General features: G+C 70.8%; 11 protein-coding genes and 2 pseudogenes. 7 read left to right on the forward strand and 6 right to left on the reverse strand.

Translation table 11 applies throughout. The features are described from left to right. Positions 1 to 28: 28 nt before the first annotated feature. The 4 genes from ACYVLT_RS27490 to ACYVLT_RS27505 all read right to left on the reverse strand — a co-directional run bounded on the left by ACYVLT_RS27490 (position 29) and on the right by ACYVLT_RS27505 (position 4,022). Positions 29 to 478, reverse strand: coding sequence for a hypothetical protein (locus tag ACYVLT_RS27490; protein ID WP_461123108.1), 450 nt, complete (start codon positions 476 to 478; stop codon positions 29 to 31). 32 nt (positions 479 to 510) lie between these two features. Beyond that, positions 511 to 2,436 (reverse strand): hypothetical protein, encoded by a 1,926-nt coding sequence (locus ACYVLT_RS27495; RefSeq protein WP_461123109.1) that lies wholly within the window; start codon positions 2,434 to 2,436, stop codon positions 511 to 513. Between the two features lie 138 nt (positions 2,437 to 2,574). Next, positions 2,575 to 3,630 (reverse strand): NAD(P)H-dependent flavin oxidoreductase, encoded by a 1,056-nt coding sequence (locus tag ACYVLT_RS27500; protein WP_461123110.1) that lies wholly within the window; start codon positions 3,628 to 3,630, stop codon positions 2,575 to 2,577. Then, the gene (locus tag ACYVLT_RS27505) at positions 3,627 to 4,022 is read right to left on the reverse strand and encodes a hypothetical protein (protein ID WP_461123111.1); all 396 of its coding nucleotides are present in this window, start codon (positions 4,020 to 4,022) and stop codon (positions 3,627 to 3,629) included. Before ACYVLT_RS27505 ends, ACYVLT_RS27500 begins: the two co-directional genes overlap by 4 nt. Before the next feature lie 82 nt (positions 4,023 to 4,104). On the opposite strand from ACYVLT_RS27505, the gene ACYVLT_RS27510 reads away from it, so the two are divergent. The 4 genes and pseudogenes from ACYVLT_RS27510 (at position 4,105) to ACYVLT_RS27525 (ending at position 5,879) form a co-directional block, all read left to right on the forward strand. Further along, the gene (locus tag ACYVLT_RS27510) at positions 4,105 to 4,743 is read left to right on the forward strand and encodes a TetR/AcrR family transcriptional regulator (protein WP_461123112.1); all 639 of its coding nucleotides are present in this window, start codon (positions 4,105 to 4,107) and stop codon (positions 4,741 to 4,743) included. A gap of 9 nt (positions 4,744 to 4,752) precedes the next feature. Further along, a pseudogene (locus ACYVLT_RS27515) lies at positions 4,753 to 4,875 on the forward strand (transposase); the annotation flags it as partial. 28 nt (positions 4,876 to 4,903) lie between these two features. After that, a pseudogene (locus ACYVLT_RS27520) lies at positions 4,904 to 4,996 on the forward strand (IS5/IS1182 family transposase); the annotation flags it as partial. 115 nt (positions 4,997 to 5,111) lie between these two features. Then, positions 5,112 to 5,879, forward strand: coding sequence for a hypothetical protein (locus ACYVLT_RS27525; RefSeq protein ID WP_461123113.1), 768 nt, complete (start codon positions 5,112 to 5,114; stop codon positions 5,877 to 5,879). Between the two features lie 19 nt (positions 5,880 to 5,898). Here the strand turns inward: ACYVLT_RS27525 and ACYVLT_RS27530 are convergent, their stop codons facing one another. Together ACYVLT_RS27530 and ACYVLT_RS27535 are read right to left on the reverse strand one after the other, a co-directional pair. Then, a complete protein-coding gene (locus ACYVLT_RS27530; protein WP_461123114.1) occupies positions 5,899 to 6,270 on the reverse strand; it encodes a WD40 repeat domain-containing protein in 372 nt (123 codons plus the stop codon). Beyond that, a complete protein-coding gene (locus ACYVLT_RS27535) occupies positions 6,227 to 6,421 on the reverse strand; it encodes a hypothetical protein (RefSeq protein WP_461123115.1) in 195 nt (64 codons plus the stop codon). Before ACYVLT_RS27535 ends, ACYVLT_RS27530 begins: the two co-directional genes overlap by 44 nt. Positions 6,422 to 6,459: 38 nt before the next feature. On the opposite strand from ACYVLT_RS27535, the gene ACYVLT_RS27540 reads away from it, so the two are divergent. The 3 genes from ACYVLT_RS27540 (at position 6,460) to ACYVLT_RS27550 (ending at position 14,636) form a co-directional block, all read left to right on the forward strand. After that, a complete protein-coding gene (locus ACYVLT_RS27540) occupies positions 6,460 to 6,963 on the forward strand; it encodes a hypothetical protein (protein WP_461123116.1) in 504 nt (167 codons plus the stop codon). A 92-nt stretch (positions 6,964 to 7,055) separates the two neighbouring features. Beyond that, positions 7,056 to 7,544, forward strand: a complete 489-nt coding sequence (locus ACYVLT_RS27545) for a cellulose binding domain-containing protein (RefSeq protein WP_461123117.1) — start codon at positions 7,056 to 7,058, stop codon at positions 7,542 to 7,544. A gap of 453 nt (positions 7,545 to 7,997) precedes the next feature. After that, entirely contained in the window at positions 7,998 to 14,636 is a 6,639-nt protein-coding gene (locus ACYVLT_RS27550; protein ID WP_461123118.1) for a DNRLRE domain-containing protein, read from the forward strand. The last annotated feature ends 8 nt before the right edge of the window (positions 14,637 to 14,644 follow it).

The following is a 14,644-nucleotide window of genomic DNA, read 5'->3' on the forward strand; positions in this document are numbered from 1 at the left end:
GCGGAATCGATCGCACCGCGTTACCACCTCATTGGTGGTCTGTACGACCGTCCACCATCCAGCGCTCCCGGTTGGCGCCGTTGTTGATGTCGACGACTGCTCGGGCGATCATTTCGCTCGACCGGTCAGTGTGCCTGGCCTGGTCTGCGCCTGGCCACCAGCGGTGGATCGTCATGAGGTGCCGTGCCAGGAGGGTGGCGGTCGGGTCTGTGGTGCCGGCCTGTTCGGTGACAGCGAGGCAGGCGTCGACGGCTGTGCTCCGTAGGGTGTTCCGGTTGATGGAGGCGGCCTCTGCCAGTGCGCGGCGCCAGTGCGCCCAGTCTTGCCGCGGCGGTTCAGGTGGTTCGGCCACGGGGGCCGTGTGCTCGGACTGGTAGATCCGCAGGCACCGCAGCCGTCTGGTTCGCCTGTCGGGGTCGGCTTCTTCGAGGTCCTCTGTCCGCGTCGCCCGGAGGCCGGCGATGAACTCGTCGTCCAAGGGGAGGCGCTCGGCGAGTGGCACGACTCTTGTCACCGCGCGGCCAGCCGCTCGTCGATGCGGCAGAACACGCCGTTGAGGCCGTTGAGGCCGTCGAGGTGGAAGTGGTCGGCGCAGGCCGCGCGCAACGCGTCGAGCAACAGCGCGGCACGCGACGACTCCGGCGCGCAGAGCACCAACGTGGCCAACGCGTGCGACCGCTCACACATGCCTTCCATCGCACGGGCGATGGGAATGGCACGGTCGACAGCTGTGCGCGGCACCAGGTGCAGCACGTCGGCCAGCCCCATGCGGTCCTCTCCGGGCCGCCGGCTGTCGAGCGATGACTGCAATGCCATCACGGCCCAGATGCTCCGAGGATCGGTGACGTCGTCGAGAAGGCCGTGGAGTTCGGGTTGTCGGAGTTGGACGTGTCTGGCCGCGTCGAGTGCCGCTGCTGTCAGCCGGTCGCGGTCGGCTCCCGACAGCCGGGCCGCCAGGGCGATCAAGGCAGCCACCCAGGAAACAGGGTTCGCCTCGTCGGGCAGAGCGTCGAACACCTGTTGCAACATCGCGAGAGGCAGATGCTCGGTGAGGTTGGACAGGAGTAGTGCACGGTCGTCGGGATCGACGACCGCCTCGATCACGCGGAGCACAGCGAGCAGTTCGTTCTCCTGGAGCCTCGGCGCCAGCCGGACGAGGGCGTACGCACGCTGCGTCGGTGTGTCGAGCTCTACGACGAGACCGAGGGCGTGCCTCAGTAGATCCGCCGGCAGGTGCGGCGCCAGGTCCGTCAATGCGTGCGTGCGGAACGCGGTCGTGGTCTCCGCGCATGCCATCGTCACCGCGCGGGTGAGCAGGGGTGCCGGCAGCCAGGGCGCGAGCGCCTGCAGGTTGGTCAGTGTCGGGTCGTCGCCGAGAACCTGGGCGACCAGTGGCGGGCGGGCCTCGTCGGGCAGGTAGGGCAGAGCGAGTCGCGTGGTTTCCGCGTGGGCTGCTTTGCCGGCATGGAGGGCGACGAGGAGCGCGTCGAGCGCGGGGCGGCGCTCAGCGTCCGGGAGTCCCGCAAGCAGCGCGCGGACAGCGGTGGGACCCAGTTCGGAGTCGCCGGTCCGCAGCAGGGAACTGACCAACCTGCCGGGTTCGGTGGCATTCGGCGACCGGTCGAGCGTGGCGGCGAGAGCGCTCGCCTCGGTGAGCAACGCGGCCCGCTCTTGCTCGGAAGCGCCGTTCGCCAGGATGATCAGGAGGCAGAGCCGCCGGCGTGGATCGCGCAGTCCGGTGACCTGGGTGCGCAGCGGGTCTCGCAGGTCCGGAACTGGTGGGAGGGCCTGGCTCAAGGCCGAGAGCTCGATCGTGTCGACCCGCTCGGACCGGGCCAGGGCGAGCAGTCGCTCGCGGACCAGGTCAGGGACGTGGTGGGCGAGTCGGGACAGGAGCCACGCCTGAGCCGTGCGGTGCAGCCGGTCTGCGGCGGCCATTGCCTTGTCGAACAGGGCGGGGCGGTGGTCGGTGGGCGCGCAGGGAATCAGTGCGGCGAAGGCCCACGCACGATCCATCGTGTCACCGACTGCTGCGGCGGCGACCGATGCCTGGGTCAGCAGCAGTGGACGGTCGACGTCTGTGGGGGCGGGCAGGCGGGCGAGAGCGGTGAGCGCGCGGGCGCGGCCGAGGGGGTCGGCGATGGCGCGGGCGTAGGTGAGGGCGGTGGTGAAGCTCCACACCCCGCCGCGCACCAGAGCGGACATGAGCGGGGCCGGCACGTTCGCCGCGATGGTGGACAGGGTGGCTTTCGCCAGGAGGTAGTGGATCTCCAGCGTGCGGTAGGTCGCGCGGTCGTCGGGGGTGGCTGCGGCGTCGGTGGCCCGCTCGGCCCACCGCAGCGCGCGATCGAGGTCCGCCAGGTAGCTGTCGACTCCTCCGGTGTTGCACCTGGGCGCCGAGGCACACCCCCTCCTCCATCGACCGGCTATGACCAAGATCAGATGCCCTCTTGGCGTGCACTAGCACTTCTCGGTCTTGCCGGTGGCGTGGGTGTACCAGCTCTTGGAGCTGTTCTGGTGGTATTCGGTCCAATACGATCTACAGTGGACACAGGCGACGCGCTGGAGTTGTCTTCACGCTGGAGTCGGGTAGGCCTTCATCAGCGTGGCGAGGTACTCCTGGGCGGTGTACGGCCGCGACAGCGGTGCTGCCTGGCCGGCCCAGAGGTTGACGTGTTGCGAGTCGCCGCGCGCGGCGGCGGCTCGGCGCAGGGGTTGCATGAGTGCGTTCTGGACCGGGTACGCGGGTACGTTCCTCTCTTCGGCCGCGAGTTCCCGGATCAGCGGGTTGATGATGGCCCGCGCGGGCCGGCCGGAGAAGAGCCGGGTGAGCACGGTGACCCGGGCGTCGGGGCCGGTGAGCGCCGCTTTGTGGACCTGGCTCGCCCCGGACTGCACGGTCGCCAGGAATCCGGTGCCGATCTGCACGCCCTCGGCGCCGAGGGCGAATGCCGCGGTGACGCCGCGATGGTCGGCGATCCCCCCGGCCGCGACGACCGGGATGTCGACGGCGTCGACGACCTGCGGAACGAGCGAGAACGTGCCGACCAGCGACTCGGCGACCGGCCGCAGGAACGCGCCCCGATGCCCTCCGGCGTCGCTGCCGGAGGCCACCACGACGTCGAAGCCGGCTGCCTGCACGGCCAGCGCCTCGTCGACGGTGGTGGCCGTGCCGATCGTCACGATGCCGCGGCGACGCGCCTCGGTCACCACCCGGGCCGGCGGCGTGCCCATGACGAAACTGATCACCGGTGGCTGCGCCGCCAGCAGCGCGTCCACCTGATCGTCGAAGGCGGGCGGCGGCGCGTACGAGGTCGGCGCCGGTATGCCGAGGCGGTCGTAGAGCGGCCGGAGCCGTTCGAAGTCGGCCGGTGCCGGGCGCAGGACTTCCTCCCCCGGGTGCGGCACCCACAGGTTCACGTTGAACGGCCGGTTCCCGGGGATCGCCGCCTTCAGCTCGGCGACGAGGGCTGTGATGGCGCCGGGGTCCAGGTGGTGCGCCCCGAACGAACCGAGGCCGCCGGCGCCGCTCACCGCGGCGGCGAGGGCGACGCTCGACAGCCCGCCGCCGAACGGACCTTGGATGATCGGGAGGTCGGTGCCGAGCAGGCGGATGAGTCGGGTGCTCATGCCGCGCCGACCAGTCGTCCCTGGCGCATCTGGACGGCGACCTGGGCGACCCGGCGACCGAGGTGCTCGGCGGTGCGCAGGTCGGCCGTGGGCGGCGCGTCGTCCGGGCCGGTGTCGGAGGGCGCCTGCGCCATCGCGCCGAGGAAGCCGCCCAGCCGGTTGAGGTCATCCACCTCGCCGGTGGTGCTGTAGAGCCAGCCGGGAGGCAGGCCCAGCGAGACCCAGTGCATGCCGTGCTGAGCGGAGAACACGGTCAGCGACGACAGGGTGTTCAGCTTGTCGCCGTTGACACCGGCGGACGTGGTGAACCCGGCGGCGAGCTTGTCGCGCCAGCCCTGGCGGGCCGTGTGGCCGTGGCCGCTGTGGTACGCGATGACGACACTGATCGACATGCGCCCTCCTTCCAAGAGGTGATGCGCGACCCTAGACGACCGGTCAACTAAAAGATAGTTGACCGCCCGTATACTCGTCGTCATGGGTCGCACCAGTACCGCTCGTGACCGGCTGCTCGACAGCGCCTGTGAACTCATGAACATCCGTGGCTATGCGGCCATCGGCGTGGCCGAGATCTGTGCCCGGGCCGATGTCCGCAAGGGCAGCTTCTACCACTTCTTCGAGTCCAAGCAGGCGCTCACCGTCGAGGTGGTCGACACCCACTGGCAGGCACAACGGGTTGCCTGGCACGAGCGCCTCACCGGACCGGAACCAGCTCTGGAACGCCTCCGGCGACTCATCGCCTGGCTCGTCGAGACACAACGGGAAGGGTGGCAGGTCTCCGGCAGGGTCGACGGGTGCCTGCTGGGCAACCTCGCGGCAGAACTCAGCGATCAGGAAGCCGTCGTCCGGCAACGACTCACCACCGCCTTCGACGAACAGACCGAGCTCGTCCACACCGCGCTCACCGACGGCGCCCAGGACGGCAGCGTCGCACCCGCCTACGCGGACCGGGCCACCGCACGGGCCGTCGTCGCGCACGTCGAAGGCGCCGTACTCCTGGCCAAACTCGCCGGCGACCTGAGATCGCTCGACGATCTGTGGCCGCACGTACGACGCCTCGTCAGGCTTGACCCACCACCCGACGAGGCGGGCCGGCAGCGCGAGGGCGTCAGCTGACCACGGGAGATCGTCGACGCGATCCAGTACGTGTGCCGGACCGGGATCGCGTGGGAGTACCTGCCGCACGACTTCCCGCCGTACAGGACCGTCTACGACTACTACGCCAAGTGGGAGACCGACGGCACCACCAAGGCACTGCACGGCCTGCTGCGCGGCAAGGTTCGCCGCCGACCGTCCGTTCTATTCGGGCAAGCACCGGAGGCACGGGGTGAATCCGCAGGAACACCGCCTCGGCCGCGGTCGGGTCCTGCGTGGACGCGCCGGTGGCGTGGTCCTGGGTGGTCGTGTTCGTCCTGGTGGGTAACGGGCATGCGCGCGGTCGCGATTCCCAATGATGTCAGGGCCGCGCGTCGTGGAGCGTGACGATGGGCATGCAATCGGGGTGGCGCTTCTGCGAGCGGTGTTATTCGCTCGCCTACAGCGGGTTCGGTGACGGTGTCTGCGTCGAGGGCTTCGCGCACGATTTCGAACGCAGCGGCGAGTACTTCGTCTCCATGCAGGACGTGCCGGAGGGGAGCCAGCCCGGCTGGCGGTGGTGCAACCGGTGCCAGTGCCTCTGCTACGGCGGGTTCGGTGTCGGCACGTGGTGCGCGGCGGACGGTCCGCACGACTTCGCGGGCAGCGGTGAGTACAGCGTTCCGCTGGATACGAAACCGCCGGCATCCCAGGACGGGTGGCGGTGGTGCCGCACGTGCCTGTGCCTGGCGTACGGCGAGTCCGGCGGCACCTGCCCGAGCGGCGGCGAGCACGACTTCAGCCTCAGCGGCGCGTACAGCGTGCCCACCGTGATGCCGCCGCCGGAGATCCGGCCGAGCATCACGGTCGACCGCGACGGCGAGATGCTGCGGGTGAACGGCGAGGGCTTCACGCCGAACGGCCGGGTGAACGTCCGCTACTACAACGACCACAAGGACCTCGACCTGCCGACGACCGCCAACGGGATCGGCCGGGTCTCGCACATCACCGGCTATCGGCGCATCGAGGGCAGTTGCACCGTGTTCGTCCGCGACGAGGCCACCGGCCAGACGGCCATCGGCTCGGCGGGCACTTGGGTGCCGGAGGGATTCCCCTACGACCCGGTGCCGATCGACCCGGGCACCGCGATCGGCGAACCCGACCCCCGGTACGAGTAGGTCGGCCCGACGCGCGGCGTCACGGACAGGGCGGGCGGTGCGGCAGGTCCGGGAAGTGGCGGGTCCAGTCCGACGTGGAGATCGGTTTGCGCGCCCTGGCACAGACCTCGGCGGCGGTGTCGGTGCGCAACGGCCGAAGGCGCACGGTGGCGTCGGCGCTGCCCGTGATCAGGGTCCGGCCGTCCGGGCTGAACGCGGCGGCGTTCACCGCGTCCGAGTGGTTGGTGAGGGTCGCGGTCAGGACCAGGGTCTTCGGGTCGGTGATGTCCCAGATCCGGGTCGTGCCGTCGTTGGACGGTGGGGCGACGGTGTGCCCGTCCGTGCTGATGGCCAGGCGGTTGATGGCGTCACCGTGCTCGGTCGCGGTGGCGTGGAGGGTCGGCGCGTCCAAGTTCGTCGTGTCCCACAGGCTTCAACGCCCGGTCCGCGCCGCCGGTGGCCAGCAGGTGGCCGTCGGGGCTGAAGACCGCCGCGTTGACGGCGTTGCGGTGCGCCTCGACGGTGGTCCGCCTCGTCGGGTCGGCCGTGTCCCAGAGGTGCACCTTGCCGTCCAGCCCGGCGGCGGCCAGGTGGTGGCCGTGTGCCTGCCGACAAGGAAGTGGAGAGCCTGGCGCTACGGCACCAGATCACCATCCTGGAACGCCAACCGGGCAACACCCGCCCTCGGTTCTCCCCCGCCGATCGGATGTTCCCCACGGCGCTGCCGCACCGACTCCCGGTCGCTACGCTCCATCGGCTCCGCCTACCGGTACGCCCGGAGACGGTGCTGCGGTGGCACCGCGGCCCCTTCGCCGCCGCCAGGTCCGGCCCCAAGCGGCCCGGCCGACCACGAACCGTCCGCTCGATCCGACTCCTCGTGCTGCGCCTGGCACAGGACAACCCCACCTGGGGCTACCGCCGCATCACGGAACTCCTCGTACTCGGCATCACAGTCGCCGCCTACAACGCGCGACCACTACACCCACTGCCACCAGCCACCGACAAAGCAGCCGTCACCCACCTCGACATCCGCCGACGGCAACGACTGGGCGGCATCCTCAACGAGGACCCGCACGGACGACACCGTCGGCAGGCACACCGTTGACGACGTCGGGACTTCACCTCGATCCTGAGCGTGGTCCACAGTCGCCTCGGATGCGCCGCCGGCATCCCCCACCGGAGAAAGGACCTCCCGACATGAACACCTCCGCTCGTCCGAAACGCGGGTCGACAGCGGCCGGCCTCGTGCTGACGCTGCTGACGGCTCTCGCCGGCTTACTCGTCGTCGCCGGCCAGTCCGGCGCCACGGCGCAACCCACCCCGACGAACACCTCCTCGATCACCCACCCGACGGACTACCCGCCCACCAGCACCACGCCGGCACCGACCGGTCGGTGCACCGCCGTCTACCGCCTGGTCAGCACGTGGCCGGGCGGGCTGCTCGGCGAGGTCGTCGTCACGGCCGGCTCGCCGATCACCACCTGGAAGGTGCAGTGGACGCTCGCACCAGAACAGGTGGTCACCGACCTCTGGGGCGGCGTCGCCTACGACCTCGACCGGACGGCGAACGCGCGCAACGCAGACTGGAACGGCGTGCTCGCGCCCCAGGACACCGCGACCATCGGCTTCACCGTGTCCGGCGGCCCGCAGACGTACACCCCGAACGTCAGCTGCATCGCGTCCTGACGACCGGCACGGTGCAGGTCCCCGTCTATTCAGCCAGAGCGCGGGCACGCCGCCCTCTGGCCTGAGCGGTATGCGCTGTCGGTCGAGCACGACCCGGCCGACGGAGAGGTCACGCTGGTTGGCGACAGGGCCGGGTGGTCCGCCTTGGCCGCGAGGGAACCGACGTGGTCCGACTGGCGACGGCCTACCGCCCCGACAACTGCGGTGAAGGAGAAGCGGTTCATCCATTCGCCCGCGTTGACAGGCCTCTTGAGCTGAGCTTACGGTTTCCCGAGCCTCATCAACTGACGTGAATCCGACCGCGAGATGGAGGGAAGCCCGCGGTCGGGTGTGGTCGGGGGACCGCGGTCGGGGTGGGTGGAACTCCAGCGCACATCGCTTCGCACACCCGGGGGAACCGTGGTCGTACCGTCAGCACGCTCGGCGAACGGGTTATCACGCAGGACGAGGTTCTTGGCAACGGCGTTGGCCCTGGTGCTCGCCGCGAGCACCGCGGAGACGATCACTCCTCCCGCGGCCGCGGCCCCACCGGAGCCGACGCCCGCGGCGACGGCTCCGGTGGAGTCGCGGCCGGACGTGGTGTCGGCGGCGGTCAGCGCGCGGGCGCAGGGCTCGCGCGTCGAGGTGGAGTCGATGCGGACCGAGACGTCGTCCACGTGGTCGAACCCGGACGGGACGTTGACCACGGAGGCCCACGGCGCGCCGATCCGCTTCAAGGACCACGGCGGCGACTGGCGCACGGTGGACCTGAGGTGGCGCAAGGACCGGGACGGCAGCGTGGCCCCGACCGGCCACCCGTTGGGCCTGAAGCTGGGCAGGAAGAACGCCAAGGCCGGGACGTCCTTCGTCACGGCGGCGGCCGACCAGGCGCGTCAGGTCGAGTGGCTGGCGCCCTGGACGTTGCCGGAACCGAAGCTGGACGGGACCAAGGCCACCTACCCGGACGTGGAGCCCGGCGTCGACCTGGTGCTGCACACCCGCCGGTCCGGCTTCGAGTACGACTTCGTGGTCAAGACCCGCCCGGCCACCGCGCCGGTGTGGCGGATCCCGCTGCGCGTCAAGGGCCTGACCGCGAGGCAGCAGCCCGACGGCACGATCGACTTCCTCGACGCCAAGGACGAGGTGCACTCCAGCATCCCGGTGCCGCTGATGTGGGACGCCGAGGTCGACGAGCGCAGCGGCGAGCACGTCAACCGCGCCGCGGTGGGCATCTCCGTCGAGACCGCCGCCGACGGGTCCACCAACCTCGTGGTCGCTCCCGACCCGGTCTGGTTCAACGCCCCCGAGCGGACCTACCCGATCACGGTCGACCCCACCTACGCGGTCGGCACGGCGTACTCCAGCTTCGACACCTGGGTCCAGTCGGACTACACGACCGACCAGTCCACGTCGTCGGAGCTGAAGCTGGGCACGTACAACGGTGGCGCGGTGAAGGCGCGGTCGTTCCTGAACTTCTCCGTCGCCCCGTTCAAGGGCAAGCAGATCGTGAGCGCGCACCTGTCGATGTTCGAGACGTGGTCCTACTCGTGCACCCCGTCGATGATGATCGTCCGCAGCACCCACCAGCTCGCGTCCACGGCCACGCGCTGGACCGCGCAGCCTACGTTCGGCTCGCAGTACGGGTCGACCAACGTGGCCAAGGGACACGACAGCGGCTGCCCGGCGGGACGGATGTCCGTGCCGATCACCCCTCTGGTCCAGGCGTGGTCGAACGCGCCCTACACCGTCGGCGGCATGGTGCTGATGGCGGGCAACGAGGCGGATTCCAACTCCTGGAAGAGGTTCCACTCCAGCGAGAGCTCCGCCGACCCGTACGTCTCCTACACCTACAACCGCCCGCCCGGTGCGCCGGCGACCGTGGAGCCGAGCGAGGCCGTCGCGTACGCGGCGCCGGGTGAGACGAGTTCGTGGCTGTACTCCCCGAGCCTGCGCCCCTGGGTGCGGACGAAGGCGACCGATCCGGACGGCAACACGGTGAAGTACGTCTTCGAGTTCTACACGGGCACGGGCCCGACCTTCAGCCTGAAGGGCACCTGCACGTCGTCGGTCTACGCGTCCGGCACGACGGCCGGTTGCCGTCCGGCGACGGATCTGCCGGACAACACCCTGCTCTACGTCCGGGCGAAGGCGAACGACGGCCGGCTCGACGGCCCCTGGGTCAACTACAACCAGCGGCTGCGCACGGGTGCGGCGACTCCGGCACAACCCGTCGTGTCGTGCCCGGCGCCGTTCAACGTGACCGACACCTGGCAGGACAACCCGCCCACCACGGACGTCACGTGCACGATCACCGCGACCGGCACCGGTTACAACGCGCCGGGCTACCTGCGGCTCATCGTGGACGGCAAGCGCCCGGCGGCGAACTTCACCGGTGGCGCGGAAGGCCAGATCAAGATCACCCCGTCGAACGACCCGGCGGTCGCGAAGCACACCGTGACCTTCCCGAAGGACAAGGCGGGTCTGCACACCATCGTCGTCCAGGCCGAGACCCCGGCCGGCAAGCTCTCGCCGAACCGGACCCACAAGTTCGGCTGGGGCGGCACGACGCTGACCTCGCCGACCTCGACACCCCGGACCACCACCACCGACAACATCCGCGTCACAGCCTCCGGCCCGCCGAGGGGAACCGCCTCGTCGGTGACCGCGAAGGTGAAGTGGCGGGTCTCCGGCTACGGCGGGAACGACGACCTGACCGGCTGGAACGACGCGACCGACCTGCCGGTGACCGACAACGGCGCCGGCGGCGTCAACGTCAACGCCCTCTGGGACACGACCCTCGCCAAGACCGACGCGAACCTGGACGCCGACCCCGACACCGCCGGCATCCAGCCCACCACGCTGAACGACCGGATCCCGGTCAAGCTCGACGTCCAGGTCTGCTTCAAGTACGGCACCAGCACCGAGCAGTGCACCTGGTCCCAAAGCCCCGGCGCCACCGTTCAGCGCCTGCCGCACGCCTTCGGCAACGGTTTCCCGGTCTCGGAAGCCGGCCCCGGCCAGGTCGCCCTGTGGACCGGCGAGTTCCACACCGAGAGCACCGACATCTCGGTGCCCGGCTACACCGGTGACCTGTCGCTGTCCCGGTCGCACTCGACGTTCGCCGGCGCCACCGACGCGGTCAACGGCGTCTTCGGTCCTGGCTGGACCGCGCAGTTCGAAGGCGCCGACGCCGGCGTGGCCGGTGCGCAGGTGGTCGACAACACCCGCGCCGACGGCACGATCGTGCTGCTGGAAGGTGACGGGACCGCCCTGGTGTTCGAGTCACCGAACGCGATGCGGCGCACCACCGCGTCCCTCCAGACCGGGACCTGGGCCGCCGCCGACGAGGAGACCTCGTTCGACGGGGGCAAGCTGACCGTGACGGGAACCGGCGCGGCCACCACCATCGCCTACACCGAGGACGACGGCACGACCACCACCTTCACCACGACCACCGCCGGAGCCCCGACGGCGGGCGCGGCCGGGAAGTTCCGACCGGCGGGCATCACCGAGGCCGGCGTCGCGGGGAAGACCACCTACACCTACGACCCCGCGAGTGGCCGTGTCGCCCGCATCACGGCACCCGCCGCGCCCGGTGTCGTCTGCACCGACGCCCAGGGCGTCCACACCAACGCGGTGGGCTGCCGGTCGCTGCGGCTGGAGTACGGCGCCTCGGGGTCGGCCAACGGGCGACTGGTCGCCGCGTGGCTGGACATCTTCAACCCGGACAAGGCCGGCGGTCCCGGCATGGACGCGATCAAGGTCGCGGCCTACACCTACGACGCGGCCGGACGCCTGGCGACGGCCACCGACCCTCGCGACAACCTCGGCACCACCTACGGCTACGACTCCGGCAACCGCCTCACCTCGGTGAAACCCGCGGGCCTGGTCCCGTTCCAGCTCTCCTACACCGCCGCCCCGAACGTCAAGCTGGCAGCCGTCAAGCGCGACCGGCCGGCGGGCGACCCGACCGGTGGCGTCGCGACGCTGGCGTCGTTCGTCTACGACGTGCCGACCACCGGAGCCGGCCTGCCCGACCTGTCGGCCGGCTCGGTCGGGCGCTGGAACCAGGCCGTCGCGCCGGTGAAGGGCTTCGCCGTCTTCGGCCCGGACCACCCGGTGGGCTCCACGTCGCCGTCCGGGATCGCGGCCGGCGACTGGGAGCACGCCGACCTGCAGTACACCGACGCCCAGGGCTACACGGTCAACACCGCCAAGCACGGCGCGGGCGCGTGGCAGCACACGGCCACCGACTACAACGCCCAGGGCAACGTGGTGCGCGAACTGGACGAGCGCGCGCTGCGGCTGGTCCTCGACGGCGGGATGCCCTCCGGTGCCTCCGCCGACCAACTGGCCACGTTGACCGTCTACAACGCCGACGTCGTCAACGGCTCGACCGTGGTGACCCCGGCGGGCACCCTGGTCACCGACACCTACGGGCCGACGCGGACGGCCGCCCTGCGCGACGGCTCGCCGCACTGGCTGCGCACCCACACCCGCACCGAGTTCGACCGGGGCGCACCCCACGGCGGGATCAACCCCGCGACGACCTTGCCGTACCGCCTGGCGACCTCGGAGACGACGTTCGCCCACGACCCCGGCACCGGCCAGGACGTCGAGGTCGTCTCCCGCACCCTGACCGACTACGCGCCGCCGGTGGCGGGCGACGCGGACGGGTGGGCGCTGGGCCTGCCGGGCCGGGTGACCACCGACGTCGACCTCGACGGCACGCCGACCGCCGGCGACATCGTCCAGCTCACCCGCTACGACGCCGAGGGACGTGCCGTCGAGACCCGGCAGCCGACCTCCGCCGGCGCGGACGCGGGCACCACCCGGACCGTGCACTACACCGCGGCGGCCAACACCGCGCACGCAGAGTGCGGCGGGAAACCGCAGTGGGCGGGCCTGGTCTGCAGGACCCACCCGGCCGCGGCGCCCAGCTCGGGGCCGACCCTGCCCACGACCACCACGACCGGCTTCACCTACCTGCTCGCGCCGACCGCGGTGGTGGAGACCTCCGGCGCGGTGACCAGGACGACCGGGACCACCTACCTGCCCGACGGCCGGACTGCGTCCACCTCGACGGCCGTCACCGGCCTGGCGGGGTCGACGCCGAACACCCGCAAGGAGACCGAGTACGACCCGTTGACCGGCGCGGCCACCAAGGTGACCGCGAAGAACGCCGACGGCTCGACCGCCGGCACGGTGACCACCGGGTACGACTCGTGGGGCCGCCAGACCAGCTACCAGCCCTCCGGCGAGACGCCCACCACCACCGTCTACGACGCCGCGGGTTCCGTGGCGACCGTGACCGACGCCAACGGCTCCACCCGCTACACCTACGACGGCACCGACGCCGCCGGTCGCACCGAGCACCGCGGCCTGGCCACCAAGGTCGAGGTCACCACCGCCGGCTCCACCTGGACCTCCACCGGCGCCTACGACGCCGACGGCGGCCTGATCACCCAGAAGCTGCCGGGCGGCATCACCCGGCACACCGACCTCGACAACGCCGGTGAACCGGTCGGCCTGCGCTACACCGGCCGGATCACCACCGTGGACGAGGACGGCGCCACCACCGTCGACCCCGACGGCGGCTGGCTGGCCTGGTCCCAGGACAACGACGTCACCGGCCGCGTGGTCCGGGAGTGGACCCCGCAGGGCAGCGCCTTCACCGGCCCCGCCGGCAGCGACCCCGGCCACGCCGTCCCCTACGACCGCGCCTACACCTACGACGCCGCCGGCAGGCTCACCCAGGTCCGCGACCGCACCGCCGCCACCACCGGCGTCGACATCACCGACCCGGCGGAGACCCCGGCCTGCGTCACCCGCTCCTACGGCTTCGACGGCAACCACAACCGCCTCACCAAGACCACCACCCCCGCCGCAGCCGACGGCTCCTGCACCACCAGCGGCGGCACGGCGGTCACCAGGGCGTTCGACACCGCCGACCGCCCCGTCACCGGAACCGGTGGTCAGGGCGCCTACACCTACGACCCGCTCGGCCGGACGACGAGCCTTCCCGCCTCGGACGCCCCTCGGCCACAAGCGGGCGACGTGACCCTGGCCTACCACGACAACGACCTGGCCAAGTCCATCACCCAAAGCGGCACCACCACCGCGTTCACCCTCGACGCCCTCGACCGCCGCGCCACCGAGACCGTCACCGACACGGCCGGGTCCACGCAGACCGTCCGCCACTACACCGACACCTCGGACAACCCCACCTGGGTCACCCGCAACGGCGTCACCCGCCGGTACACCGAACTGGTCGGCGACGACCTGGCCCTGACCGTCGACAACACCGCCGCGGCCGAACTGACCATCGCCAACCCCCACGGCGACGTGGTCACGACAATCGACATCCCAGCCGCGAGCGCCGCCGCGACCTCGATCACCGGCTGGAGCACCTACGACGAGTACGGCAACCCCACCACGCCCAATACCACCACCACGGGCGAGGTCGAGTACGGCTGGCTGGGCGCCAAACAACGCGCCGTGTCCGGCGCGGGCCTGACCCTCATGGGCGTCCGCCTCTACAACCCCGTGACCGGGCTCTTCACCAGTACCGACCCGGTGTCAGGGGGAAACAGCAACGCGTACACCTATCCTTCGGATCCGGTCAACGACGAGGATCTCGACGGCCGATGGCGCAAACCGAAGTGGCTCACGTGGAAAAATGTGGGACGAGCCGCAGGCGTCGCCGCGTTCGGCGTCTGTGTCTTCGCTTCGGCCGGCGTCTGCCTCGGTGCAGGTCTGGCAGCCGGCGCCTTGGCGGCGCGTGGCAGCGCGGGCAGGTGGGGCGGCCGCAAGTATTGGAAGTCCTTCGGAATCAATGCTGCTTGGGCACTGGCGGGCGGCGCAGTGGGCAAGGGCATCTCACGCATGTACGGGGCGCGAGCGACCAGCCACGCCAAGCACATGCGCATGGGGCGGTGGCGGAAGTTCTACCGCAATAGGATCTGGCGATCGAGCGGCCCTGTGTCATCTCGGGTCAAGGTGCGCCACCACCGCTCCCTCCACTACATGCACCAAGCAAAGAGCGGCTTCGTGATGAGCGTTTTCCAGAACGGCTGGTACAAGCGGAAGCGCAGGAACTACGGCGCCGACTGAACCCGATG

It is taken from the genome of Saccharothrix stipae (assembly GCF_054781895.1).